We start from the raw sequence: 25,328 nt of genomic DNA, 5'->3' as shown, positions 1-25,328 counted from the left end.
GGGGGTCTCCTGACCGGTCAGAGCACCCCGAGCTGCAACTGCGCGGCCGTGGGCGATTCACCGGATTGGGCTTGAGTGCTGACGTCCAGCAGGTAGACCCGCTGGGCATCCAGTTTCGCCGTGTCCACCAGATAGGTCTTGATGGCACCCGCGCGCTGCTGGGCCAGGCTGCGCAGGAGGCCGTCGTTGCCGCTCCAGGCTTCGAGCACCGCCTGGCGCAGGCGCGCCGTGCGGGTGGCATCGTCAAGACTATCCCATTCCTGCGGCGGTTGCGCCTGCAGTCGCAGGCGGTACAGGCCTTCCAGCAGGGGCGCGCGCATGTCGGCGGGCACCTGCAACTGGCTGGGATCGGCCGGGACCTTGTCACCGCGACGCTGCAGCAGATTGAAGTACTGGGTCTGGAAGTCCTTTTCCAGCTGGCTGGCGGCCAGGGCGCGACCATCGCTGGCGGCGCCAGCGTGCCCCTTGACCTCGACGGTCAGCTGCGGCCGCTGGCGCAGGGCCGCGGCCAGCTTGTCCAGTTCGCCGCGGGCCTGGGCCGAGAGCGTGGTGCTGCCGGCGGCGAAGTCGATGGCGCTGAGATCCGCCTCGTGCCCGCCGACCAGTCCCGCCAGCATGCGGAAGGGTGCCTGGACGGCGCGGCTGAGCACATTGCGCAGGGTCTGCCAGACCACCGGCATGACGCTGAAGTTGGGGTCGGCGAGATTGCCCGCCACCGGCAGGCGCAGGTCGATGCGACCGTGGCTGTCCTTGAGCAGGGCCACCGCCAGGCGCACCGGCAGGTCCACGGCGTCCTTGCTGTCCACCCGCTCGCCCAGTTCCAGCTGGTCGAGCACCACGTGGTTCTGCGCCTGCAGCTTGCCGTCGTCGATGCGGTATTGCAGGTCCAGGTCGAGGCGCCCCTTGCGCACCGCGTAGCCGGCGAACTTGCCGGTATAGGGCGACAGGGTGGTGAGTTCGACCTGGCGGAAATAGGCGGTCACGTCCAGTTGCTGCAAGGGATCGAGGGGATCGAGACGGCCCTTGATCTCCACCGGGGCGAAGCGATCGACCTTGCCGGCGAGGTGGATGTCGGCCGGCTTGGAGGCGGCGGTGTCCAGGGTGCCGATGCCGCCTTCCAGCGACTGGATGTTGGTGGCGAAGCCGGGCTTGAGGCTGTTGTCGGCGAAGTCGGCGCTGCCGTCCCTGATGCTCACCCCGCCGATGCGGATCTGCAGCGGTGGCGAGCTGTCCTTCGACTCGCTCTTCGGCTGGGGGACCAGCAGGGCGCTGAAGTTGTTGCTGAGGTCTGCGTTGATCACCAGGGTGCCATAGGGCTTTTCCAGGTCGATCTTGTCGATCACCAGCCGCTTGCCCAGCTCGAAGGCGATGCCCTGCAGGTCTAGCAATTGCCAGCGCATGAAGTCCTGCTGGTGCAGGGTGTCGAGCACGTGCACCTGGGTGACCTGGGCCGTGCCGCTGAAGGTGAGACCCAGGGGTTCGCCCGGGGCCAGGGCCACCTTGAGCCGGCTGGCCAGCTGGCCGCTGCGGATCTCCAGGCGCACATAGGGGCTGAGATAGGGCTGGGCCTGGCGCAGGTTGAGTTCGTCGATGCCGACGTCGAAGCTGCCCTGCAGCGGTGTCAGCGCCAGCTGGCCGCTGGCGGTGATGCGCCCGCGATCACCCAGGGTGGTCTTGAGCGCCACGTCGAAGGGCTTGTTGCCGGCAGTGTCGAAGCCTTTCACGGCCAGGTCCAGGCCGCTGAAGTAGAGACTGGCCGGCTCCTGGGGCACGCGGTCCACCAGGTGCAGCTGGTTGTCGCTGAGCTGGGCGTCGTCGAGGCGCACGCGCCAGCCCGGGCCGCTGCTGCTCGGGGCGTCGCTGGTGGGGAACAGCCTCTGCCAGTCGAGACTGCCATCCTGCTCGCGATTGCCCCAGGCATCCAGGCCGTTGCCGCGCAGGCGGGCGATGCTGACCTCGCGCTTTTGCAGATCCAGGGCGATGCCCTCGGCGGCCAGGCGCTTGAAGCTGGCCTTGGGTTCGGCGTTCACCGCCTGCACGGCGACGTCGTCCAGCGCCAGGCGGCCCTGGCTGAGTTGCAGTTGCAGCGTCTTGCTCAGGTCCAGGCGGTAGTGGGCGCTGGCTTCCAGCCGCCCCTTGCCCAGTGCCAGTGGCAACTGGTTGCGCACATAGGGCCACCAGGGCGCGAGGCTGACGCCCTTGAGGGTCAGGTCGCCTTCGCTGCGCAGCGGCAGGAGATCCAGGCTGCCCTTCCAGGTGAGCTGGCCGCCCTGGGCGGTGGTGGCGGTCAGTGCCAGCTGGCCGGGGGTGTCGCCGCTGCGGGTACGGAACTCCTGCAGGGTGGCATCCAGGGGGGTGAAGGTGGCTTCCACCGGCTGGGCGCCCTGGGCGTCGAGGAAATGCAGGCGGCCCCCGACCAGGGCGATGCGCTCGATGTGCACCGGGAAGGGCTGGCCCGGCTCCGTGGCGGCCGGCGTCGAGGTGGCGGGGGTCGCGGGCTCGCTGCGCCAGAGCTGGGCCAGATTGACCTGGCCGCCCTTGGCGATGCGCAGATCGACCTGGGGCTGGTCGAGGCGCACCTCGGTCAGGTGCAGGGTGCGCCGCCAGAGGCTGTCCCACTGCAGGTCGGCCGAGAAGCCTTCGGCGGCGACCAGAGGATGGTCCGCCGGGCCGATCAGCAGCTTTTCGGCGTGCAGCTGCAGGGTGAAGGGATTGAAGCTCAGGGCCTGCAGCTGGGCCGGCTGGGTGAGGCGCTCGGCCAGCGTCTGGTTGAGGTAGTGCAGGGCGAGGCGCGGTCCGACCAGGAATCCGAGCAGACTGTAGAGGGCCAAGAGCACGAGCAGCACGAGGCTCGCTTTCACAATTCTGGACATGCAGGCATCTGGGACGGCGAAGGTGCCTCGGATTATGGCACGGCGCCCCCGGCGACGAGGGCGCTGGCCGTCCCAAAAGCGGTGGGACCGACCTTCTGGGGGCGACTGGTGACCGTATGGCGGTAATAGTCCGCCTTTCAACTAGTTGAAACCTTATTGCAATAAAAGTGCAGTGAAGTGACCGGCCGCGCCATCCTCTCGGTCCCTTGCCATGAATCCCTCTCGTTCCCTGCGTGCTCAACTGCTGTTGCTCATCGGCGGCGGCCTGGTCCTGTTGCTGGCGCTGGCCCTGGCCGGTTTCGGCCTGCTGTCCCGCCAACTGGACGGCTATCAAAGACTCCTCACCGGCCCGCTGGAGGAAGCGCGGCTGGTGGACGCCACCAACCTGGCCTTCAAGTCCCAGGTGCAGGAGTGGAAGAACGTGCTGCTGCGTGGCGGTGCCGCCGACCAGCGCGAGCGCTATTGGAAGCAATTCCAGGAAGAGGAAGCGCGGGTCCAGACCGCACTGGAACAGTTGCAGCGGCGGGCCGACGAACCCGAACTGCGCCAGCGCCTGCAGCAACTCGCCCAGAGCCACCGGGAGATGGGCGAAGCCTATCGACGCGGCCTGGCGGCCTATGTCGCCGCGGACTATGCCGCGGCCCAGGGCGATGCCGCGGTCAAGGGCATCGACCGGGCCACCAGCGAGCAGCTGTCCGCTCTGGTCACCGCGTTGCACGCCCGCGCCAACAGCCAGGCCGAGGCCCTGAGTGCCGAGGCGCGGCGCACCGTGCTGTTGGCGGTCGGCGCCATGCTCGCCTTTGCCGCCCTGATCGCCCTGCTCAGCGCCTGGCTGGTCAATCGCCGCATCGTCGGGCCGCTAGGGCGGGTCACCGAGCAACTGGTCCAGCTCAGCGAGGGACGCCTGGGGCAGCCCCTGGCCGAGTCGCGGCGCGACGAGGTGGGGCGGCTGGCCCGCGCCGCCAACCGCCTGCGCGAGTTTTTCGTCGATCTGGCCGGCCAGTTGCGCCAGGGCACCGGGGCGCTCGATGCCACCACCCAGGAGCTGGGGGCCATCGCCCAGCGCAGCGGCGAGGGTATCCGCGACCAATTTTCGCGTACCGATCAGGTGGCCACCGCCATGCACGAGATGAGTGCCACGGCGGAAGAGGTGGCCCGTCACTCCGGCAGCGCCGCCACGGCGGCCAACGATGCGGATCGTGCGGCCCAGGAAGGCGAGACGAGCATGACCCAGACCATCGCCACCATCGAACGGATGCATGCCGAGATCACCCGCACCGCCGCCGTCATCGCCCGCCTGGAGCACGACAGCGAGCGTATCGGCAGTGTGCTGGAGGTCATTCGCGGCATCGCCGACCAGACCAACCTGCTGGCGCTCAACGCCGCCATCGAGGCCGCTCGGGCAGGGGACGCCGGGCGTGGCTTCGCCGTGGTGGCCGACGAGGTGCGCAGCCTGGCGGTGCGCACGGCCAGTTCCATCAGCGAGATCCATCAGCTGATCGCGACGCTGCAGGGCGCCGCCCACGAAGCCGCCGAGGCGGTGCGTGCGGGCGCCGCCGAAAGCAGTGCCGGACGCGATCAGGTGGTGGCTTCGGGCGAGCGGTTGCGCAGCATCACCCTGGCCGTGGAAGCCATTCGCGACATGAACCGGCAGATCGCCACGGCGGCCGAAGAGCAGACCTCGGTGGCCGAGGACATCGCCCGCAACCTGGCGGAAATCGTCACTGTCGCCCGGCACAATGAAGAGGATCTGCAACGGACGCAGAGTGCCAGCGAACGCCTGCACGGCGTGTCCCAGGACCTGTCCCGGCTGGCTGGTCGGCTGCAGGATTGAGCGGTATCGCCCGGTAGCCCGGGCAGTCGCCGATCGGCGGTCGGACGGTCGTCAAGGCACTGGCTAGAGGCGCTAGGGTGAAGGCGGAGCGCTCTGGCACGGCACTTTGCCATGATCCGCCCGTCGCTCCGGATTAAGTTTGACTTAAGGACCGCCGACTAGTCTCGCGAACAGGTTGCATTCTCAGGGAAGAGGCGCGGCGACGGGCCCAGCGGCTCGCGGCGTGACGACAGGACAGCCAGGGCAACCGCGAATCGAGAATCCGCGCCGCCGGGAGTAGCAGATGTCCAGTCCGATCCAGCTCCGTTCCATCCAGAAGAAGATCCAGTTCCTGCGCACCACCTTCAGCTATGTCGGCTGGTCGCTGTTCGGTCTGCTGCTGTGGGACGTGGCGGTGACGGTGGACGCCATGCTGTTCGTCGACGAGCGCTTCGACCTGCCGCTGACGCCCCTGACCCTGCTGTGCTCGGCGCTGGTGGTGCTGATCAGCTTTCGCAACAACAGTGCCTATGCCCGCTGGTGGGAGGCCCGCACCCTGTGGGGCGCCATGGTCAACAGCTCGCGCAGCTTCGGCCGCCAGGTGCTGACCCTGATCGACGACCAGGGCAGGGCGCAGAACCGGGTCAAGGCGGTGCTCCTGCGTCGGCACATGGGCTATCTGCACGCCCTGCGCGCCCAGCTCAAGCGCCAGGACCCGGCCGCGGCGGCCGCGCCCTATCTGGCCCGCCACGAACTGGCGCTGGCCGACGGCAGCCTCAACTTCGCCAACGACATCCTCGCCGGCACCGCCGAGCTGATCGCCAGCGAATACCGCCAGGGCCGGCTGGACAGCATCCGCCTGGCGCGGCTGGAAGAGACCCTGGTGGACATGTCCAACTGGCAGGGCGGCATGGAGCGCATCGCCAACACCCCCTTGCCCTATCCCTATGTCTGCTTTCCGCAGCTGTTCAGCTTTCTGTTCTGCATCGCCATGCCGCTGGGCCTGGTCTCGACCCTTGGCTGGTTCACCCCGCTGGTGTCCACCGTGGTCGGCTTCATGCTGCTGGCCCTGGAGCGCATCGGCAGCGATCTGCAGGCGCCCTTCGCCGACAGCCAGCACCAGATCACCATGGACAAGCTGTGCGCCACCATCGAGGCCAACCTGCTGTCGATGCTGAGGCCGCGCAGCGAAGAGGGCAGCGCCGTGGCCCTGGCCCAGCCCGAGGTCGACGCCGCGCCGAGCCGACGGGTGGCCTGATCGGCGGCGTTACCTGGGGGGCGCCGGGCCGCCAGGGTGGAAAACGTGCGGAAAGTCCCGCGCCAGAGGCATTTCTTTCGTGAGGGCACGGCACTAGCGCCGCTTCGCTCCGGTCACATTTTGCAATCTCCCCTGGCAGCGGTGGTTGGCTGGGGCCCAGCGGGTCATGCCGTGGGCCGCTGGCGGGCCGGGGCGAGAGGTGCCGTGGGACCTGCGTCCCGCGACCTATATCTCGCTACGGATGCCCGCTCATGTCCGAAACCCGTCTCCCGACCGCCGGGGCCAGCGCCGAACCCTCTCGCCGCGCGCGCCATGCCCTGGATGCCCTGAACTTCACCCTGGCCGACGTCCGCGACGGCCTGGGCCCCTATCTCGCCATCTACCTGATCGCCGTGCGCGGTCCGGGGGAGGGCTGGAACGAGGCCACCGCCGGTTTCATCATGACCCTCGCCGGCATCGCCGGGCTGATCGCCCAGACCCCGGCCGGCGCCCTGATCGACCGCACCCGCCACAAGCGCCTCATGGTCGGCGTCGCCGCCCTGGTGGTGACCATCTGCAGCGTGCTGCTGCCCTTCGTCTCCAACTTCTACGTGGTGGCGGCCACCCAGTCGCTGGCCCATGCCGCGGCAGCGATCTTCGCCCCGGCGCTGGCGGCCATCACCCTGGGCATCGTCGGCCCCAAGGCCTTCACCAAGCACATCGGCCGCAACGAAGGCTTCAACCACGCCGGCAATGCCGTCTCGGCGGCGCTGGCCGGTGGCCTCGCCTATTTCTTCGGTCCCACCGTGGTGTTCTGGCTGATGGCGCTGCTGGCCGCGGCCTCCATCGTCGCCATCGTCCGGGTGCCCCAGGACGAGATCGACGATGACCTGGCCCAGGGGCTGGGCGACGACGTCGGTGCCCGCGATGCCAAGCCGGTGTCGGCCTGGCAGGCGCTGCTGGCCAATCGCAAGCTGCAACTGCTGGCACTGCTGGCCGCCATCTTCCACCTGGCCAATGCCGCCATGCTGACCTCGGTCGGCCAGCAGCTGACCCATATCGTCGGCAAGGACAGCGCCACCTCGCTGGTGGCCGTCTGCATCGTCGCCGCCCAGTGCGTGATGGTGCCGGTGGCCATCCTGGTGGGGCGCAAGGCCGATGTCTTCGGGCGCAAGCCGATCTTTCTCTTCGCCTTCGCCGTGCTGGCGATCCGCGGCGTGCTCTACACCTTTTCCGACAGTCCCTACTACCTGGTGGCGGTGCAATTGCTCGATGGCATCGGCGCGGGGATCTATGGCGCCCTGATGCCGGTGATCGTCGCCGACCTGACCCGCGGCAGCGGGCGCTTCAACGTCAGCCAGGGCGCCATCGCCACCGCCCAGGGGCTGGGCGCGGCGATCAGTGCCACCATCGCCGGGATCATCATCGTCCGCTTCGGCTACGCCGCGGCCTTCACCACCCTGGCGGCGATCGCCGCGGTGGGCTTCGTGCTCTATCTGCTGCTGATGCCGGAGACCCGCGACGAGCACGTCGCCGGGGAGGCGGCGCGTTCCACCGGTTCGGTGGTGGGAGGCTGAAATGGCACGCCAGGATGATTTTCTCGCCTTCGCCCATATCGGCGATCTGCACCTGACCACCGCCGAGGCCGACAACGCCCGGGACCTGCAGACCCTCCTGCAGCGCCTGCGCGAGCGCACCGAACTGGATTTCGTCTACCTGCCCGGGGACAACGCCGACAATGGCACCGCGGAGCAGTATCGGTTGCTCAAGCGCCTGCTGGACGACTTTCCGCTGCCAGTAACGGTGATCACCGGCGACCACGACATGGAAGGCGGCGATCTCGGGCCCTTCTATGCCGAGTTGCAGGTGCCGCAACTGCCTTATGCCAGGGAGGTGGGCGGCGTGCGTTGCCTGTTCCTCGACATGTGCGGGCCGGGCATCGGCGGGCCGGATTTCCGCCTTGGCCGCGAGCAGGTGCAGTGGCTGGAGCAGGAGTTGCACCAGGCGACCCGGCTGGAGCAGCGCTGCGTGGTCTTCATGCACAGCTATCCGGCGGACCTGCGGGGGCCCGGCGAGGCCGAGCGGGTGGCGCGGTTGCTGCATGAGGGCCCGGTGCGCCTGGTGGAGATCGGCCATACCCACTACAACGAACTGGCCCACGACGGCGGCGTGCTCTATGCCGCCTGCAGATCCACCGGCCAGATCGAGGAAGGCGGTGTAGGATTCGCGCTGGTCACCCTGGATGGTCCGGCGGTGAGCTGGCGCTTTCGCGAATTGCCCGATGGCTGGCCGTGGGTGCAGATCACCGCGCCCGGTGATGCCCGCCTCAATGGCGCCGGCGTGGCCGAAGTCCGCGAGTGCCGGGTGCTGGTGCTGGCCGAGAGCGAGCTCACGGCTTGCGAATGGCATTGCGACGACGGTCCCTGGTGGCCCCTGCAGCCGCTCGGCAAGGGCCGTTATCGGGGTGACCGACCCGTGCCGGAGGGCGTGCGTCGCTTGCAGGTCCGGGTCCGGGATGCGCAGGGCGGCGAAGACCGTGACGAGGTGGAGCTGAACGGTCATCTGTGCCCCGTCGCCGCGCCCGCCGACTGGGGTTCGGATCGCACCCAGCTGGGTGAATGGCAGGCCAGGGGCGTCCTGGGGACCCAGCTGGGACCCAATCGCAATGGCCGCAAATGGTGAGGTCGGCCAGGCCGGTCTCGCGAATCGATTAGAAGGAACAGCGCTTTCATGGGGTCCATCATCACCACTCCCCACGTCCTGACGTGGGTCATCGCCGCCCTGGCCACCCTCGGGGTGGTCTCGCGGCCCTTCGGTCTGCCAGAGGCCCTGTTCGCCGTCGCCGGCGCCGCACTCTTGGCGGTGTTCGGGCTGTTGCCGCTGGACGGCGTCTGGCACGGCATCGCCAAGGGCACCGACGTCTATCTGTTCCTCATCGGCATGATGCTGCTGGCCGAGATCGCCCGCAAGGAAGGGCTGTTCGACTGGGTCGCCGGCCACGCGGTGCGCGCGGCCAAGGGCTCGGCGCTGCGGCTGTTCGCGCTGGTCTATGGCGTCGGCATCCTGGTCACGGTGTTCCTTTCCAACGACGCCTGCGCCGTGGTGCTGACCCCGGCGGTCTACTACGCCACCCGCGCGGCGAAGGTGAAGAATCCGCTGCCCTATCTGTTCTCCTGCGCCTTCATCGCCAACGCGGCGAGCTTCGTGCTGCCGATCTCCAACCCGGCCAACCTGGTGGTCTTCGCCGAGCACATGCCCGAGCTGAGCCGCTGGCTGGCGCTGTTCACGGTGCCGTCGATCCTGGCCATCGCCGCGACCTTCCTCACTCTCTGGGCGACCCAGGCCAAGGTCCTGCGCGCCGAGCGGCTTTCCGAAGGGGGCGCGGTAGAGGCGCTGCCCACCACCGGACGCATCGCCGGCTGCGGCCTGATCCTGACCATCTTGGTGCTGCTCGGCGCCTCGGCGCTGGATCTGGAGCTGGGTCTGCCGACCTTCCTCGCCGGCTTCGCCACCTTCCTGGTGGTGGTGGCCTGCAAGCGCGGCGGCGGCCTGGAGTTGCTCAAGCACATCTCCTGGGGCGTCCTGCCGCTGGTGGCCGGGTTGTTCGTGCTGGTGGAAGCCCTGGAGACCACCGGGGTACTGCAGGCGCTGGCCAATCAGCTGCAGGCCGCCGCCCAGGCGACCCCGGAGCGCGCCGCCTGGGGCGCCGGGTTGCTGGTGGCCTTTGGCAGCAACCTGGTCAACAACCTGCCGGCCGGGCTGCTGGCGGGGGCAGCGGTGCAGGCCGCCCATGTCTCGGAAAAGATCGCCGGTGCCGTGCTGATCGGCATCGACCTCGGCCCCAACCTGTCCATCACCGGTTCCCTGGCGACCCTGCTGTGGCTGGCCGCGCTGCGCCGCGAAGGGCTGTCGGTGAGCTTCTGGCAATTCCTCAAGCTGGGCGCCGTGGTGATGATCCCGGCGCTGTTGCTGGCGCTGGCTGCGCTTATCCATCTTTGAGCCAGCTCTGACGGACGGTCCCCAGGCGTAGCGGCGTTGTCGCTGCGCCTGGGGCACTATCGGGGCTCGTCCGCTACGGAGCATCGCCCATGGCCATCGACCGCTACACCGGCTTCGCCCAGGCCCTGCACTGGCTGACCGTCGCCCTGCTGTGCCTGCTGTTGCCCTTCGTCTGGGTGGCGGAAAACTTTCCGCCCGGACCGGTGCGTACCCTCTGGTACCTGCTGCACGAATCCACCGGGATCTCGGTGTTCCTGCTGATCCTGATCCGCCTGACCTGGCGCTGGCGGCATCCTGCGCCGCCCGCCAGCCCCCGCGATGGACGCCTGCTGCGGCTGCTCGCCGGTCTCAACCACGGCCTGCTCTATGCCGTGCTGCTGCTGATGCCGGTGACCGGCTACCTGATGGCCGGCCAGGGCCAGCCGGTGCCGGTGTTCGGGCTGTTTTCCCTGCCGGGTTTTCCCCGGCACGAAGCCCTCGGCATCCTCGCCAATCGCATCCATGTGGCCGGCCAGTTCGCCGTCTATGGCCTGGTGCTGCTGCACGTGGCGGCGGTGGTCTGGCATGTGGCGATCCGCCGGGACGGGACGCTGGAGCGGATGCTCCCCGAGCAACGCCTCTAGGTTCTGTACGAAAACTGCCTGCACTCGGTGATGCGTCGTTGAAAACCGCCTGGATGGCCAGCCCCGTCGGAATGCTCATTTACCACGCGTAAACTCGAGCGCGAGTCCGATCCGCTTCCTCAGCGTTTTCGCGGGGCCGCCCAGGCCTCGCCTGACCTTCGTTCGGCGACTTTTCGTACAGAACCTAGGCGCTGCCTTCCACCCGCTGCCGGTCGCGCTCCAGCAGGGCCGGCAGGGTCTCGCGCAGGTGGTCCACCAGGGTGCGGATCTTGGCATCGAGAAAGCGCCGCGAGGGATAGAGCGCATGGATGTCCAGGGCATAGAGCCGGTGCCCGGGCAGCACCCGTTGCAGACGGCCACTGGCCAGACCCTCGACCGCGGCGTACAGCGGCAGGGCGCCGATGCCCAGGCCGCTGGCCACGGCTTCGGCCAGGGCATCGGCGGTGTTGACCTGGAAGGGCGGTCGATCCACCGCCACCTCGGCCAAGCCCTCCGGCCCTTCCAGCAACCAGCGATCCGGCGCCATGGCGCGATTGACCAGCCGCAGGCAGCGGTGCCCGGTCAGCTCCGCCGGGGTGGTCGGCCGGCCCTGGCGCTCCAGGTAGGCGGGCGCCGCGCAGAGCACGCTGTGGGTGCTGCCCAGGCGCGCCGAGCAGAAGGCCGAGTCCGGTAGGCCGTCGGCGAGGATCAGCGACAGGTCGTAGCCTTCCTTGAGGATGTCGGTGAAGGTGTTGGTCAGTTGCAGATCCAGGTCGACCTCGGGATAGCGCTCGCCATAGCTGGCCAGACTCTGGATCAGGTAGTGCTGGCCGAGGCCGGTCATGGTGTGGATGCGCAGCCGGCCGCGCGGCACGGCCAGGGCGTGGCGGGCCTCGGCATCGGCTTCGTCGAGATCGGCGAGGATGCGCTGGCAGCGCACCAGGTAGCGTTCGCCGGCTTCGGTCAGGCGCAACTGGCGGGTGGTGCGGTGCAGCAGCCGGGTCTGCAGGTGCTGCTCCAGCTGGCTGACCGCCCGCGACACATAGGCGGTGGTGAGTTCCAGCTGGCGCGCGGCGGCGGTGAAGCTGCCGGTCTGGGCCACGCAGGCGAAGGCGCGCAGATTGAAGAGATGATCCATGGACGGGGCAGGGCGGTGGAAAGGGCCATTGTGGGCCATTACCCGCTCGTTGGTTAAGGCTCTTTGCTGCCATACCCGGCTTAATCCGGGTGGGCGGGGCTTTCTAGAATGACCACCGAGACGCTGCGTCTCGCCCCTTCCGCTCGCTCCCGTCGTTGCCCAGCATGCCTCTCGCCTCACCGCCGCGCGCGCGGCCTCCCGCTGCCTTTTCCCGCCCCCGCTGGCCGAGCCGCAACGCCTGGCGCCGCGCTGCTCGCGAGTGGGGCCGTACCGACGGCCAGACCTGGGCCTTCATCGCCAAGGCGCTGCTGGCCGCGGCCCTGGCCCTGTGGCTGGCCTATCGCCTGGAACTGCCGCAACCGAGCACCGTGCTGGTCACCGTCTTCATCGTCCTGCAGCCGCAGAGCGGCCAGGTGCTGGCCAAGAGTTTCTATCGCATCCTCGGCAGCCTGGCCGGCCTGAGCTTTACCGTGGCCGCTATCGCCCTGTTCGCCCAGGAGCGGGTGCTGCTGCTCGGCGCCCTGGGGCTGTGGATCGGCTATTGCACCCGCGGGGCGGCGCGCTATCGCGACTTTCGCAGCTATGCCTTCCTGCTGGCCGGCTATACCGCCTGCCTGGTCGGGCTACCGGCGGTGGCCCAGCCCCAGGGCGCCTTCCTGCAGGCGATCTGGCGGCTGCTGGAGATTGCCCTGGGCATCTGCTGCGCCGGGGTGGTGAGCGTGGCGATCCTGCCGCAGACCACCCGCGGCGTCCTGCGCCGCACCCTGGCGCAGCGCCTGCGCGACTTCCTCGCCATGGCCCATGACGGCCTGCTCGGCCGCCTCGAGGCCGAACGCTTCGCCACGCTCAGCGCCCGCTTCGCCGCCGATTCCGTGGGTTTCGAAAGCCTGCGCAGCGCCAGCGTCTTCGAGGAGCCCTATCTGCGGCGGCGCAGCGGGCGCCTGGCGGCCCTGGGCAATCGCCTCATGCTGCTCAACACCCGCTTTCATGCCCTCTACCAGTTGTTGGAGCGCCTGGCCGAGCGGCCGCCGGCGGTGCGTCAGGCCCTGGCGCCCGCGCTGGAACTGATCGCCGCCGCCCTGGCGCCGAGCCTCGGCCGGCTACCGGAAGAGCGTGATCTGCGCCGGCTCAACGAGCGCCTGGCCGCGGAGCGTGAAACCTTGATGGCGGCAATCCGCGCCGGTCGTCAGCAACTGGCTCGCACGGCGCCTGCGGCCGAGGTCGACCGGCTCGACTACGATACCGCCGCCGAATTGCTCTATCGCTTCGCCGAGGATCTGCATCTGCTGCTGAATACCCAGCTGGAGCTGGACGTACCGACCAGCACCGCACCCAAGACGCGCGAGACCTTCACGCCGCTCGCCAGTCGCGCGGTGGCCTGGATGGCCGGGTTGCGCAGCGCCCTGGTGGTGCTGGGCGTGGGACTGTTCTGGATCGAGACCGCCTGGCCGAGCGGCGCGGCCTGCACCCTGGCGGCGGCACTGATCTCGGCGCTGGCCTCCACCTCGGCCGATCCGCGCCGCTATTGCCTGCAACTGGCCGGTGGCACCCTGGTCGGGGCCCTGGCCGGTGGCCTGCTGCACTTCCAGGTGCTGCCCTGGATCGATGGCTTCGCGCTGTTGCTGCTGGTGCTGGCGCCGGTGTTCACCGCCGGCGCCTGGTTGATCACCCGTCCGCGCCTGGCCGGCTATGGCACCGGGCTGATGGTCTGGTTCTGCTCGGCAGCGCTGCCGGGCAATCTGCCGCGCTACGACGCCGACCTCTTCTGCAACACCTACCTGGCTTACCTGGTGGCCTGCGGCGTGGCGGTGGTGGCCGTCAGCGTGCTGCTGCCGCCCAGCCAGCCCTGGGTCTGGCGGCGGCTGGAGGATGCCCTGCGCGAGCGCCTGGTCCACGCCATAGGCGCGCCCCTGGCCGGCCTGAGTGGCCGCTTCGATTCCGGTCTGCGCGATCTGCTCAACCAGGTGCAGGTGCTTACCGTGGGTCAGCCGGTGGTGCAGCGGCAGTTGCTGCGCTGGACCTTTCTCAGCCTGGAACTGGGCCACGCCATCATCGAATTGCGCCTGGAACAGGCGGCGCTGCCGCCCTTGCCCTGGTATCGCGAACAGCGTGCCTGGCGCCTGGCGATCCGCGCCCTGGGCCGGGCGCTGGTGCGGCTGGCTCGCCAGCCCGATGCCGCCAACCTGGCCCGCGCGCTGACCGCCGTGGACCAGGCCATCCTCCTGGCGCACCAGGCCCAGCGCCACCTGGAGCCCTCGCCGGGCGACTTCGACCGCTCGCCCCTGCGGCGCATCGCCAGCTACCTGCATGTCATCCGCACCGCGCTGCTGGCGCCGGATTCGCCCCTGGCCGGGTACCTGCCGCAGCCCCGGCCACCGGCGCGCGACGAAGGCTAGCCAGCAGCCCGCCAAAATCCGACTAGGCTTACGGACGGGGAGGGCCAGCAGGCCCTCTGCCATGCGACTTTCGGCACAACCAGAACAAGGCCCGCCTGCCCATGCCCGTCCGCTTCGTCCGTCCGCTGCTCTGTTCCGCCAGTTTTCTCCTGACGCCCCTGGCGTCTGCCCTGGAAGCCCCGGGCGCCCCCGGCGCCACACCCTTCTGGTCCTATTCCGGCAAGACCGGCATCGGCACCAGCTACGAGGCCTATCGCGATGGCGCCTACAGCGACCAGGCCAGTACCGGCCGCGTCTCGCGAGTCTGGTTTTCCCTGGCCCAGGGCGTGGTCACCGAGACCATGCAAGGGCTCATCCACGAGGCGCAGCTGCGTGAGATGCAACTGGTGATCCGCGGACCGGACTTCACCCACCTGGAGCGCGACGACACCGACAGCCGCATCGAATACCTGGCCACCGATAGCGCCGGCCGGCCCACCTCCCTGGCCTACCGGATCGTCAATCGCGACCGCCAGGGGCGCTACGAGATCGAGAAGCACGTCTTCACCGATCCGGACCAGGACACCCTGGTCATGCGCGTCATCTTTCGCAGCCAGGATCCGCGCATCCAGCCCTATCTCTATGTCGATCCGGCGCTGGCCAATAGCGGCAGCCACGACCGCGCCGCGGTGAATGGCTCTGTGCTCTACGCCAGCGAAGGCGAGCACGCCCTGGTGGTCAAGGCCAGCCAGCCGCTGCAGACGCCCAGCGTGGGTTTCGTCGGCAGCTCCGACGGCCTCGACGACCTGCGCCGCAACGGCAAGCTGACCCAGCTCTACAGCAGCACCGGCGACCAGGCCGGCAACGTCGCCATGTTGGCCAAGCTGCCGCTCAAGGGCGCCGAGACCACCCTGGACGTGGTGGTGGGCTTTGGCGCCAATCCGCGCCAGGCCGAGGCGGCGGCGGACGCCACCCTGGCCCGCGGCTACCAAAAGGTGCTGGCCCACTACAACGGCGAGGGCGACGCCATCGGCTGGCAGGACTACCTCGCCAGCCTCGACCAGCTGCCGCGCCTGCAGGCCCAGGCCGGCGACGGCGGCAAGCTGGTCAACGCCAGCGCCCTGGTGCTCAAGGCCCAGGAAGACAAGACCCACGCCGGCGCCCTGATCGCCTCGCTGTCCAATCCCTGGGGCGAAACGGTGCCGGCGGCCAAGGGCACCACCGGCTACAAGGCGGTCTGGCCGCGGGACTTCTACCAGTGCGCCATGGCGCTGCTGGCGCTGGGCGATCGGCAGACGCCCAAGGTCGCCTTCAGCTATCTCAAGCAGGTGCAGGTGGATGCCAACACCGCGCACAAGCCGGCCGACAGCTCGGCCTTCATCCACCAGCAGAAGCAGGGCGACGAGGTCCATGCGCCCGGTGCCACCGGCTGGTTCCTGCAGAAGACCCACGTCGACGGCACCATCGAATGGGTGGGCGTGCAACTGGACCAGACCGCCATGCCGATCATGCTCGGCTATCGCCTCTGGCAGGGCGGCCTGCTGGGCGACGCCGAGATCGATCGCTGGTATCGCGAGATGCTCCGGCCCGCGGCGGATTTCCTCGCCCGCGACAGCCAGGTCAACCTGGGCTGGAACACCTGGCAGGTCAAGCCGCCGCAGACCCAGCAGGAACGCTGGGAAGAGCAGTGGGGCTATTCGCCGTCCACCACCGCGGCGGTGATCGCCGGTCTCGCCACGGCCAGCGAACTGGCGCGCCACGCCGGCGACGAGGCCAATGCCAGCCGCTACCGCGACACCGCGCGGCGCTATTCGAGCCAGGTGGAAAAGACCATGGCCACCACCCAGGGCAGCCTGGGCGCCGGCAACTACTACCTGCGCATCACCCAGAACGAGAATCCCAACGACAAGGGCAAGCTGGTGGACAACAACAGCCGCCCGGGCCTGCCGGAAGACCAGGTGCTGGACGCCGGTTTCCTCGAACTGGTGCGCTACGGCGTGCGACCGGCCGGCGATCCCCTGGTGCAGAAGAGCCTGGCGGTGCTGGACGACGAGGGCCTGCCGGAGAATCTGCGGGTCAAGTACAGCTTCCAGTACCCGGGGGTGAACGGCACCTTCCCCGGCTGGCGGCGCTATGGCAACGACGGCTATGGCGAGAGTGAAAGCTCTGGCATCAACTTTCCCGCCACCGAGCAGCCGGTGCCCAACTCCGGACTGCGCGGCCGGGTCTGGCCGATCTTCACCGGCGAACGCGGTCACTACGAACTGGCGCGCCTGGTCCTGCAGGGCAAGCCGGATGCGGCGGCGCTCACCCGACTGCGCGACACCTACGTCCGCGGCCTGGAGCTGTTCGCCAACGCCGGCCTGATGCTGCCCGAGCAGGTCTGGGACGGCGTGGGTGACAACCGGCGCCACGGCTACAGCAAGGGGCAGGGCACCGATTCGGCAACGCCGCTGGCCTGGTCCCATGCCGAGTACGTCAAGCTGCTGCGCTCCATGGCGGACGGCCAGGTGTGGGATCACTACCCGGTGGTGGCGCGGGCACTGGCGCCCTGAGGGCGGATCCGACGAATGGCAGGCGGCCCCTGGGCCGCGTGCCAGGGCCGCTGAGCCAGGCTAACGAAACGTCTAACCCGAGGGAACGCCTGTAACAAGACTTGTCTGATGGGCGTTCTCGCGCTTTCCTGAGGCAGCGGATCCTTCCGCTCGCCGCTGTTCTCCTCCCTTTCCGGTCCCTCTGCCCTCGGTCGCGTACCGCGCGGTAGCGTGCCCGGCTGTCGCGCTTTTCTCTCGCTCGCTCCGGCGACCGCTCCGGCGGTCTGGGGGCGGGTCTTTGCCGGTTCCTGTCAAGAAGGTCACGGATATGACTGACGTCGCTCTCCCCATCGCCCTCTACCTGGGCACCCTGGTGCTGCTGGCTTTCGCCCTGCGCCGCAGCCCGCTGCTCACCGAGGAGACCCTGGCGCGCTCCTCGCCGCTGGATGCCCTGCGCGGCATCCTCGCCACCGCCGTGGTCTGCCTGCATTTCGTGCTGACCTATCACCTCAAGGCCGAGGGCCAGTGGCGCGAACCCGACAGCGACCTGCTCTACAACATGGGCGTGGTACCGGTCTCGCTGTTCTTCATGATCACCGGCTACCTGTTCTTCGGAAAGGTCTATCGCCGCACGCCGGACTGGGGCGAGCTGCTCCGTTCGCGGGTGCTGCGGGTGATGCCGCTGTATCTCTGCGTGGTCGCCGTGGTGGTGCTCTTCACCCTGATCCGCACCCACTTCGTCATCGCCGACGGCCAGCACTTCATGCTCGAGCTGCTCAGCTGGGAGCTGTTTTCCGGCTTCAGCCTCAACGGCCTGGAGGAGAGCGGCTGGATGACTGCCGGCGCCCACTGGACGCTGCGCTACGAGGCGCTGTTCTACCTGGCGCTGCCGCTCATCGCCGCGCTGTTCAATCGTCGTGGCTTCGGCCTGCCGCTGCTGGTCTCGGCGCTGCTGGTGGGCGCCCTGGTCGCCGCCGGCTATCACTACCACGTGCTGGGCGCGCGCTTCGGCCTGCTGTTCCTGCTGGGTTTCCTGCCGGTGTTCGTCAAGGTCCATCGGCCGGCGCTGCTGGCACGCCTGCGCACGCCCCTGGTGGCCGCGCTGTCGCTGGCGCTGGTGGCCTATGCCATGACCCAGCCGGACTACAACCTCAAGCAGATGCTGGCGCTGGCCTTGCCCTTCGCCGCCATGGCCGCCGGCAACGACCTCTTCGGCCTCCTGCGCAGTCGCGGCCTCAAGGTGCTGGGCGAGATCAGCTACAGCCTCTATCTCACCCACGGACTGCTGCTCTACGGCCTCTTCACCCTGCTCAACCTGGGCTCGGTCGAAACCCTGGGCACCATCGGCTTCATGGCGCTGCTGCCGCCGGTACTGGTACTCGCCTGCCTGCTGTCGATGCTCAGCTACCGCTGGATCGAGCGTCCGCTGATGCACCTGGGCCGGGCGCCACGGCCTCGGCAAGTGCCGGCGTAAGCGCCGGCGCCGCCCCGGGATACTCCAGCAGAAAGGTCAGTGCCTGGGCGCAGGAGGCTTCCACCTTGAGTGCGAGCAGGTCGTCCGCGCGGGTCCGGCCATAGCCCAGGGCGGCGATGGGCAGGCCGGCGCGGGCCGCGGCCTGGGCGAAGCGAAAGCCGGAATAGACCATCAGCGACGAGCCCACCACCAGCAGCGCATCGGCGCGGCCCAGGTGGGCGAAGGCGCGCTCCACCCGCGCGCCGGGCACGTGTTCGCCAAAGAACACCACGTCCGGCTTGAGCAGGGCGCCGCAGCGCGGGCAGTCCGGCACGCGAAAACTCATAAAATCCACGCCTTCCAGATCGGCATCGCCATCCGGCGCGGTAGCCGCGTCCAGCGCCAGCCAGTCGCCATTGAGTTCGCCCAGCCACTGCTGGAATTCCTGGCGCGGCAGGCGCAGCTCGCAGCCCAGGCAGCGGATCTGGTCGAGGCGGCCGTGCAGGTCGATCACCGCCTCGCTGCCGGCGGCCTGGTGCAGGCGATCGACGTTCTGGGTCAGCAGCATCTCCACCTGGCCACGCCGCTCCAGGGCCGCTAGGGCCTGGTGGGTGGCGTTGGGCCGCGCCTGGCAGAAGCGCGGCCAGCCGATCAGGCTGCGTGCCCAGTAGCGGCGGCGCAGGCGTTCGTCGCCGACGAAGGCCTGCAGGGTGACCGGTTGCGGGCGCTTCCAGGCGCCGTCGCGGTCGCGGTAGTCGGGAATGCCGGAATCGGTGCTGCAACCGGCGCCGGTGAGCAGAAAGATCCGCTCGTGCCGGGCGATAAAGGACTGGAGCTCGGGCAGGGACATCGTGCACCTGGGGTTGCGGGCGATATCCCCAGCTTGGAAAGGGTTATGCCGCGAGGCAAGCCGCAGCTGACGAACGTCCTGTCCGCGCTGCGGCAAGTGGCCTTTAGAAGACCGGCACGTAGATGTAGATCTGCGAATCCTGCGCATCCACCCCGGTGAAGGCCTCGGTGTAATGCTCGAAGCAGGCACCCGGACGGGGTTGCAGGCCGCGCGCCGGCAGCAGCTCGGCGAACAGCCGGCCGAGGCTCTTGGCCACGCTGGGCGCGGTGCCCAGGTGCACGTAGCGGGCGTAGCGGCCTTCCGGCAGTTCCTGGCGCACCATGCCGGCGGGCAGGGGCGCGCCCGGCGCGGTGGCCACCGCGGCCAGGTAGTGCATGGCGCCGGCCTGACGCCAGCTCAGGCCATACCATTCGGCATCGCCCTCGCGACCGGTGATTTCCCCGGCGCGATCGGCGAAGCGCCGCCAGAGGGCGGCGATGTCTTCGCCCTGGCCAGGCTCGAACAGCAGACCGGTCACTTCCAGGGCGGGATGGTCGACGATTTCCAGCGACATGGGACAGACTCTCTCGAAGATGCGATGAAGGCCGCCACCTTACTCCAGCGGCGCGCGGCGGTCAGCCGGGACAGCCATCGGACGAAAGGTCGCAGTCGCCGCCAGCGCCTGCCGCAGACCCTGCCAAGCCCTCCTGCCGCTTCGCTAAAACACTGATTTTGAATGATTTTTCGACGAAGAAAGGCGACGCTTCGCTCGAACTGCCAGGCCCGGCTCAGGACGAAGTCCTACCGTGATGTGCCTGGAGTTACCCAAGAAATGTCGATCAAGGTATCGCGCCGCAACTTCCTCAAACTCAGTACGGCGGGGGTCGCCACCTCGAGCATGGCCCTGCTCGGCTTCGCCCCGGAGCCCGCGCTGGCGTCCATCCGCTACTACAAGCTCGCCGCCGCCAAGGTGACGCGCAACACCTGCACCTACTGCTCGGTGGGCTGCGGCATGCTGCTCTACAGCCGCGGCGATGGCGGCATCAACACCGTCAGCGACATCTACCACGTCGAAGGCGATCCGGATCATCCGGTCAGTCGCGGTTCTCTCTGCCCCAAGGGCGCCGGGGTGCTGGACTTCATCAAGAGCGAATCGCGCCTCTCCCACCCCGAGGTGCGCGAGCCGGGCAGCAACGAGTGGAAGCGCATCAGCTGGAACGAGGCGCTGGACCGCATCGCTCGCTACATGAAGGAGGACAGGGACAAGAACTTCGTCACCCATGACGCCGACGGCCACCTGGTCAATCACTGGATCACCACCGGCTTCCTGGCGGCCTCGGCCTGTTCCAACGAGACCGCGTACCTCACCCAGAAGGTGATCCGCAGCCTCGGCATGCTGGCGATCGACAACCAGGCGCGCGTGTGACACGGACCGACGGTGGCAGGTCTTGCCCCTTCGTTCGGCCGCGGTGCCATGACCAATCACTGGGTCGACATCCGCAACGCCAATCTCATCCTGTCCATGGGCGGCAACTCGGCCGAGGCGCACCCGGTGGGCTTTCGCTGGATGGTGGAGGCCAAGGAAAAGAACAACGCCAAGCTGATCACCATCGATCCGCGCTTTACCCGGACCTCGGCGGTGGCGGACTACCACGCCTATATCCGCACCGGGACCGACATCGTCTACCTGGGCGGGCTGATCAACTTCCTGCTCACCACGGACCAGATCCAGCATGAGTACGTAAGGGCCTACACCGACGTCGCCCTCATCGTGAAGGAAGACTTCGGCTTCCACGACGGCCTCTTCTCCGGCTTCGGCGAGGACAAGCGCCGCGCCTACGAGAAATCCAGCTGGAGCTACGAGTTCGACGAGCGCGGCATGGTGCAGGAAGACCCGACCCTGCAGCACCCGCGCTGCGTCTACCAGCTGATGAAGGCGCACTACAGTCGCTACACCATCGACCTGGTGGAGCGCGTCTGCGGCATGCCGCGCGAGCAGATCCAGACCACCTGGGACATGATCGCCGAGACGGCGCGCCCCGAGCGCACCATGAGCATCCTCTATGCCCTGGGCTGGACCCAGCATTCCATCGGCGCCCAGATCATCCGCACCGCCTCCATGGTGCAGCTGCTACTGGGCAACATCGGCATGCTCGGCGGCGGGGTCAACGCCCTGCGCGGTCACTCCAACATCCAGGGGCTGACCGACCTGGGCCTGCTGTCCAACCAGCTGCCGGGCTATCTCTACCTGGCCTCCCACGAGGAACATGAATACCGCGACTACATCAAGCGGCGCGCCAAGCAGCCCTTGCGCGAGGGCGAGGTCTCCTACTGGAAGTACTACGAGCGCTTCCACGTAAGCCTGATGAAGGCCTGGTTCTCCGAGGCGGCGACCAAGGACAACGACTGGTGCTACGACTGGCTGCCCAAGCTCAGCGAGCCGCTCTATGACGTCCTGCACACCTTCGAGCGCATGCACCACGGCGAGATCACCGGCTATTTCTGCCAGGGTTTCAATCCGCTGGCCTCCTTCCCGGACAAGAACAAGGTCAGCCAGGCGCTTGGCAAGCTCAAGTACCTGGTGGTGATGGATCCGCTGGCCATCGAGACCGCCGATTTCTGGCAGAACCACGGCGAACTCAACGACGTGGACCCGAGCCAGATCCAGACCGAGGTGTTCCGCCTGCCCACCACCTGCTTCGCCGAGGAGAACGGCGCCATCGTCAACAGCTCGCGCTGGCTGCAGTGGCACTGGCGCGCCGCGCCGCCACCGGGCGAGGCGCGGCCGGACGTGGCCATCCTCGCCGGGCTGTTCCATCGCCTGCAGGGGATGTATCGCGACGAGGGTGGCGCCTTCCCCGATCCCATCCTCAACCTGACCTGGCCCTACAGCAATCCGGAGGAGCCCAATCCCGAGGACATCGCCCAGGAATACAACGGCCGCGCCCTGGCCGACCTACCCGGGCCGAACGGGACCATTTCCCACAAGCGTGGCGAACTGCTCGACGACTTCGGCTTCCTCGCCGACGACGGCAGCACCACCTGCGGCTGCTGGATCTATTCGGGCTCCTACAACCGCCAGGGCAACAACATGGACCGGCGCGACAACGCCGATCCCTACAACATCGGCATGACCCTGGGCTGGGCCTGGGCCTGGCCGCTCAATCGCCGCATCCTCTACAACCGCGCCGGCGCCCGGCCGGACGGGACCTCCTGGGCACCGGAGAAGCGGCTGATCTGGTGGAACGGCGAACGCTGGGCCGGCGCCGATATCCCCGACTTCCCCTGGACCTCGCCGCCCTCGGCCAAGGCCGGGCCCTTCATCCTCAACCAGGAGGGCGTCGCGCACTTCTTTGGCGGCAGCCTGCTGGCCGAGGGACCCTTCCCGGAGCACTACGAACCCTTCGAATCGCCGCTGGACCACAATCCGCTGCACCCGGACAACCCGCGGGCCAAGAACAACCCGGCGGCGCGGATCTTCCCCGGCGACCGGGCCCGGCTGGGCACCCGCGAGGAATTCCCCTATGCGGCCACCACCTACCGGCTGACCGAGCACTTCCACTTCTGGACCACCCATGCGCGGCTCAACGCCATCGCCCAGCCGGAGAAGTTCGTCGAGATCGGCGAGGACCTGGCGACCGAACTCGGCATCAAGGCCGGCGACTGGGTCAAGGTCAGCTCCAAGCGCGGCTACATCAAGGCGGTGGCGGTGGTGACCAAGCGCATGCACGGGCTGCAGGTGGAGGGGCGCACGGTGCACCACATCGGCATCCCCATCCACTGGGGTTTCAAGGGCGTCACCCGCCCCGGATTCCTCACCAACACCCTGACCCCCTTCGTGGGCGACGCCAACACCCAGACACCGGAATTCAAGTCGTTCCTGGTGAACGTGGAAAAGGTCTGAGGGAGGTTCTATGAGAGGCGATCAAGTCAACTTCCAGAACATCGTCGCGCGCTCGGCCACCTCCGAGGAGTCGCCCCATACCCGCATCGGCGGGGTGGAGGCGGTGGCCAAGCTGATCGACGTGTCGCGCTGCATCGGCTGCAAGGCCTGCCAGGTGGCCTGCTCGGAATGGAACGACCTGCGCGACGAGGTCGGCCATTGCAACGGCACCTACAACAATCCGCCGGACCTCACCCCGGAGACCTTCCAGGTGATGAGATTCGACGAATACGTCAACGAGAAGGGCAACCTGGAGTGGCTGATCCGCAAGGACAACTGCATGCACTGCGCCGACCCGGGCTGCCTCAAGGCCTGCCCGGCGCCGGGGGCCATCGTGCAGTACGCCAACGGCATCGTCGACTTCAACTCCGAGCACTGCATCGGCTGCGGCTATTGCGTCTCGGGCTGCCCCTTCGACGTGCCGCGCATCTCCAAGAAGGACCAGAAGGCCTACAAGTGCACCCTCTGCTCCGACCGGGTCTACCACGGCCTGGAGCCGGCCTGCGTCAAGTCCTGCCCGACCGGGGCGATCATGTTCGGTACCAAGGAAGACATGACCGAACACGCCCAGATGCGCGTCGGCCAACTGCATGACCGCGGCTTTCCCGGCGCCGGTCTCTACGATCCGGCCGGGGTGGGCGGCACCCATGTGATGTACGTGCTGCAGCACGCCGACAAGCCGGAGCTCTATACCCACCTGCCGGCCGATCCGCAGATCAGCCCCATGGTCAGCCTGTGGAAGGGCGTGACCAAGCCGATCATGTCGGCGCTGCTGGGCGTCACCGCCATCGCGGGCATCGCCCACTACCTGACCAAGGGACCCAAGGAAGAACCCGAGGAATCCCCGGACGAGGCAGAGCGCCACGCCGCGCGCGAGGAGGACCGGCCATGACCACGCCATCGGACAATAAGCGCGGCATCCTGCGCTACACCACCTTCAGCCGGCTGAACCACTGGTTCATCGCCTTCACCTTCGTCTGCCTGACCCTGAGCGGCCTGGCCTTCTTCCACCCGTTCTTCTTCGACCTCACGGCGCTGTTCGGCGGGCCGACCATGACGCGCATCCTGCACCCCTTCATCGGGGTGGCCATGAGCCTGGGCTTCGTGGTCATGGCGGTGCGCTTCTTCAAGGTCAACCTGTTCAAGCGCCACGACGTGGCCTGGGTGCGGCGCATCGGCGATGTTCTCGCCAACCGCGACGAACTGGCGCCGCCCATCGGCGCCAACAACCCCGGGCAGAAACTGGTGTACTGGGTGATGCTGCTGTCGGTGCCGGCGCTGCTGCTCAGCGGCTTCTTCATCTGGCGGCCGTATTTCGCCGACATCCTGCCGCGCGGCTGGCTGCGCTTTTCCAGCCTGGTGCACGCCTATGTCGCCTTCATCGCCATCGTCACCCTGATCATCCACGTCTATTCGGCGATCTGGGTGAAGGGCTCCTTCCGCGCCATGACCCAGGGCCGCGTCAGCCGCGCCTGGGCCAAGCACCATCACCGGTTGTGGTACGACGAGATCGTCGAGCAGGAACGCCGCGAAGGCGGCGAGCGGGGCGAGCGCCCCCTGGATGAACACCGCATGCCCGACAAGGGGACTCCCTGATGCATCAGTACGGCACCTCGCCCACCGGCATCCTCAATCCGCCGCCGGTGGTCCTGCCCGATCGCCAGCTGTTCGCCCGTCGCGCCCGCCGCCTGGGCGAACTGGCCGAGCGCAGCATCGAACTGGGCGACTTCCTCGGCTTCATGGCCCTGCTGGTCCAGGCCCAGGAGGCCGTCCTGCAGGAGCGCCAGCCCGGCTGGCAACCGGCGCCGGATGCCTTCAGCCTGGCCCTGGAGCACGGCATGCCGCCGCTGCAGGGGCAGGCCCTGCTGCGGGATCTGGACTGGCAGGGCGATCTGCAGGCGCTGCTGGCCAACCTGGAGTTGCGCATCGCCACGCGTCAGCGGCCGGTGCTCGAACAGCTGGCCGCCTTGCCGGTGGCCGAGCGTCAACGGCTCGCCGAGCAGCTGCTGGCCCAGGAACCTGGCGCCCCGGAGGTCCGGGCGCTGCTGCCGCTGGTGGGCGCTGCCCTGCAGGTGGCCTGGGTCCGTCTGGCCCTCGGCCTGCCCCAGCCCCCCCAGCGCCATGGCGACGCCAGCCGGGTGCTGTGCCCGACCTGCGCCGCGCCGCCGCTGGCCAGCATCGTCCACGCCGACCGCGATCGCGACAATGTGCGCTACCTGCACTGCAGCCTCTGCGCCACCGAATGGCACCTGGAGCGCAGCAAGTGCAGCTGCTGCAACACCAGCGCCCAGGTGCGCTACCTGGCCCTGGAAGACGACGCCGGCAAGACGCCCCTGGCCGCCCAGGCCGAGACCTGCGACAGCTGCGACAGCTACCTCAAGCTGGTCAGCAAGAGCTTCAACCTGGGTGCCGAGCCCCTGGCCGACGACCTCGCCAGCCTGCCGCTGGACTTCGCCCTGGCGGAAGAGGGGCGCTATGCCCGCAGCGGCTTCAATCCGCTGTTCATCGCCGGGGACTAGGGCGCCGGAGCCG

17 protein-coding genes and 1 pseudogene are annotated in these 25,328 nt (G+C 68.5%); 14 read left to right on the top strand and 4 right to left on the bottom strand.

The window, feature by feature from the left end:
- Positions 1 to 17 precede the first annotated feature (17 nt).
- Positions 18 to 2,873 (bottom strand): DUF748 domain-containing protein, encoded by a 2,856-nt coding sequence (locus tag FHR73_RS18735; RefSeq protein ID WP_183633256.1) that lies wholly within the window; start codon positions 2,871 to 2,873, stop codon positions 18 to 20.
- A gap of 211 nt (positions 2,874 to 3,084) precedes the next feature.
- Between FHR73_RS18735 and FHR73_RS22925 the strand changes: the two are divergent.
- From FHR73_RS22925 to FHR73_RS18705, 7 genes and pseudogenes are all read left to right on the top strand, one after another.
- A pseudogene (locus tag FHR73_RS22925) lies at positions 3,085 to 3,789 on the top strand (methyl-accepting chemotaxis protein); the annotation flags it as partial.
- A 204-nt stretch (positions 3,790 to 3,993) separates the two neighbouring features.
- Positions 3,994 to 4,707, top strand: coding sequence for a methyl-accepting chemotaxis protein (locus FHR73_RS22920; protein WP_372240112.1), 714 nt, complete (start codon positions 3,994 to 3,996; stop codon positions 4,705 to 4,707).
- A gap of 283 nt (positions 4,708 to 4,990) precedes the next feature.
- On the top strand, positions 4,991 to 5,944 hold the full coding sequence (locus FHR73_RS18725; protein WP_183633254.1) for a bestrophin family protein: 954 nt from the start codon (positions 4,991 to 4,993) through the stop codon (positions 5,942 to 5,944).
- Between the two features lie 251 nt (positions 5,945 to 6,195).
- Positions 6,196 to 7,500 (top strand): MFS transporter, encoded by a 1,305-nt coding sequence (locus FHR73_RS18720; protein WP_183633253.1) that lies wholly within the window; start codon positions 6,196 to 6,198, stop codon positions 7,498 to 7,500.
- 1 nt (position 7,501) lies between these two features.
- Positions 7,502 to 8,605 (top strand): metallophosphoesterase, encoded by a 1,104-nt coding sequence (locus tag FHR73_RS18715; protein WP_183633252.1) that lies wholly within the window; start codon positions 7,502 to 7,504, stop codon positions 8,603 to 8,605.
- 27 nt (positions 8,606 to 8,632) lie between these two features.
- On the top strand, positions 8,633 to 9,922 hold the full coding sequence (locus FHR73_RS18710; RefSeq protein WP_311630476.1) for an arsenic transporter: 1,290 nt from the start codon (positions 8,633 to 8,635) through the stop codon (positions 9,920 to 9,922).
- Positions 9,923 to 10,011: 89 nt separating this feature from the next.
- Complete coding sequence (locus tag FHR73_RS18705; RefSeq protein ID WP_183633250.1) at positions 10,012 to 10,545, top strand: cytochrome b; 534 nt, start codon at positions 10,012 to 10,014, stop codon at positions 10,543 to 10,545.
- Positions 10,546 to 10,729: 184 nt separating this feature from the next.
- On the opposite strand, the gene FHR73_RS18700 is transcribed toward FHR73_RS18705, so the two are convergent.
- Entirely contained in the window at positions 10,730 to 11,662 is a 933-nt protein-coding gene (locus tag FHR73_RS18700) for a LysR family transcriptional regulator (protein WP_183633367.1), read from the bottom strand.
- 164 nt (positions 11,663 to 11,826) lie between these two features.
- On the opposite strand from FHR73_RS18700, the gene FHR73_RS18695 reads away from it, so the two are divergent.
- From FHR73_RS18695 to FHR73_RS18685, 3 genes are all read left to right on the top strand, one after another.
- A complete protein-coding gene (locus FHR73_RS18695) occupies positions 11,827 to 14,058 on the top strand; it encodes an FUSC family protein (protein ID WP_183633247.1) in 2,232 nt (743 codons plus the stop codon).
- A 101-nt stretch (positions 14,059 to 14,159) separates the two neighbouring features.
- Positions 14,160 to 16,592, top strand: coding sequence for a glucan 1,4-alpha-glucosidase (locus FHR73_RS18690; protein WP_183633245.1), 2,433 nt, complete (start codon positions 14,160 to 14,162; stop codon positions 16,590 to 16,592).
- 307 nt (positions 16,593 to 16,899) lie between these two features.
- Positions 16,900 to 18,045, top strand: coding sequence for an acyltransferase (locus FHR73_RS18685; RefSeq protein ID WP_183633243.1), 1,146 nt, complete (start codon positions 16,900 to 16,902; stop codon positions 18,043 to 18,045).
- Here FHR73_RS18685 and FHR73_RS18680 read toward each other — a convergent pair.
- Positions 17,972 to 18,874 carry an NAD-dependent protein deacetylase gene (locus tag FHR73_RS18680; RefSeq protein WP_183633241.1) on the bottom strand — a complete coding sequence of 301 codons (903 nt, stop codon included), beginning with the start codon at positions 18,872 to 18,874 and terminating at the stop codon, positions 17,972 to 17,974. The genes FHR73_RS18685 and FHR73_RS18680 overlap by 74 nt on opposite strands.
- Before the next feature lie 103 nt (positions 18,875 to 18,977).
- A complete protein-coding gene (locus FHR73_RS18675) occupies positions 18,978 to 19,427 on the bottom strand; it encodes a GyrI-like domain-containing protein (RefSeq protein WP_133862204.1) in 450 nt (149 codons plus the stop codon).
- A gap of 264 nt (positions 19,428 to 19,691) precedes the next feature.
- Here FHR73_RS18675 and fdnG point away from each other — a divergent pair, with 264 nt between their 5' ends.
- The 4 genes from fdnG to fdhE are packed head-to-tail and all read left to right on the top strand — an operon-like array spanning position 19,692 to position 25,315.
- Positions 19,692 to 22,757: a formate dehydrogenase-N subunit alpha gene (gene fdnG, locus FHR73_RS18670; RefSeq protein WP_183633365.1), complete on the top strand. Its 3,066-nt coding sequence runs from the start codon at positions 19,692 to 19,694 to the stop codon at positions 22,755 to 22,757.
- A gap of 10 nt (positions 22,758 to 22,767) precedes the next feature.
- A complete protein-coding gene (gene fdxH, locus FHR73_RS18665) occupies positions 22,768 to 23,688 on the top strand; it encodes a formate dehydrogenase subunit beta (RefSeq protein WP_183633239.1) in 921 nt (306 codons plus the stop codon).
- Entirely contained in the window at positions 23,685 to 24,392 is a 708-nt protein-coding gene (locus FHR73_RS18660; RefSeq protein WP_183633237.1) for a formate dehydrogenase subunit gamma, read from the top strand. The genes fdxH and FHR73_RS18660 overlap by 4 nt, the downstream gene beginning before the upstream one ends.
- Entirely contained in the window at positions 24,392 to 25,315 is a 924-nt protein-coding gene (gene fdhE / locus FHR73_RS18655; protein ID WP_183633235.1) for a formate dehydrogenase accessory protein FdhE, read from the top strand. The genes FHR73_RS18660 and fdhE overlap by 1 nt, the downstream gene beginning before the upstream one ends.
- Positions 25,316 to 25,328: the final 13 nt, after the last annotated feature.

The organism is Pseudomonas sp. AS2.8, from assembly GCF_014190935.1.
Taxonomy (GTDB): Bacteria; Pseudomonadota; Gammaproteobacteria; order Pseudomonadales; family Pseudomonadaceae; genus Chryseomonas.
This window is presented reverse-complemented; position numbering and strand designations above follow the sequence as displayed.

Excerpts from the sequence above, each read along its gene's own strand:
- FHR73_RS18720 (WP_183633253.1), top strand. The coding sequence starts at position 6,196 with ATGTCCGAAACCCGTCTCCCGACCGCCGGGGCCAGCGCCGAACCCTCT.
- FHR73_RS18675 (WP_133862204.1), bottom strand. The coding sequence starts at position 19,427 with ATGTCGCTGGAAATCGTCGACCATCCCGCCCTGGAAGTGACCGGTCTG.
- FHR73_RS18700 (WP_183633367.1), bottom strand. The coding sequence starts at position 11,662 with ATGGATCATCTCTTCAATCTGCGCGCCTTCGCCTGCGTGGCCCAGACC.
- FHR73_RS22920 (WP_372240112.1), top strand. The coding sequence starts at position 3,994 with ATGCACGAGATGAGTGCCACGGCGGAAGAGGTGGCCCGTCACTCCGGC.
- FHR73_RS18715 (WP_183633252.1), top strand. The coding sequence starts at position 7,502 with ATGGCACGCCAGGATGATTTTCTCGCCTTCGCCCATATCGGCGATCTG.
- FHR73_RS18705 (WP_183633250.1), top strand. The coding sequence starts at position 10,012 with ATGGCCATCGACCGCTACACCGGCTTCGCCCAGGCCCTGCACTGGCTG.
- FHR73_RS18685 (WP_183633243.1), top strand. The coding sequence starts at position 16,900 with ATGACTGACGTCGCTCTCCCCATCGCCCTCTACCTGGGCACCCTGGTG.
- FHR73_RS18735 (WP_183633256.1), bottom strand. The coding sequence starts at position 2,873 with ATGTCCAGAATTGTGAAAGCGAGCCTCGTGCTGCTCGTGCTCTTGGCC.
- fdxH (WP_183633239.1), top strand. The coding sequence starts at position 22,768 with ATGAGAGGCGATCAAGTCAACTTCCAGAACATCGTCGCGCGCTCGGCC.
- fdhE (WP_183633235.1), top strand. The coding sequence starts at position 24,392 with ATGCATCAGTACGGCACCTCGCCCACCGGCATCCTCAATCCGCCGCCG.
- FHR73_RS18660 (WP_183633237.1), top strand. The coding sequence starts at position 23,685 with ATGACCACGCCATCGGACAATAAGCGCGGCATCCTGCGCTACACCACC.
- FHR73_RS18680 (WP_183633241.1), bottom strand. The coding sequence starts at position 18,874 with ATGTCCCTGCCCGAGCTCCAGTCCTTTATCGCCCGGCACGAGCGGATC.
- FHR73_RS18690 (WP_183633245.1), top strand. The coding sequence starts at position 14,160 with ATGCCCGTCCGCTTCGTCCGTCCGCTGCTCTGTTCCGCCAGTTTTCTC.
- FHR73_RS18695 (WP_183633247.1), top strand. The coding sequence starts at position 11,827 with ATGCCTCTCGCCTCACCGCCGCGCGCGCGGCCTCCCGCTGCCTTTTCC.
- FHR73_RS18725 (WP_183633254.1), top strand. The coding sequence starts at position 4,991 with ATGTCCAGTCCGATCCAGCTCCGTTCCATCCAGAAGAAGATCCAGTTC.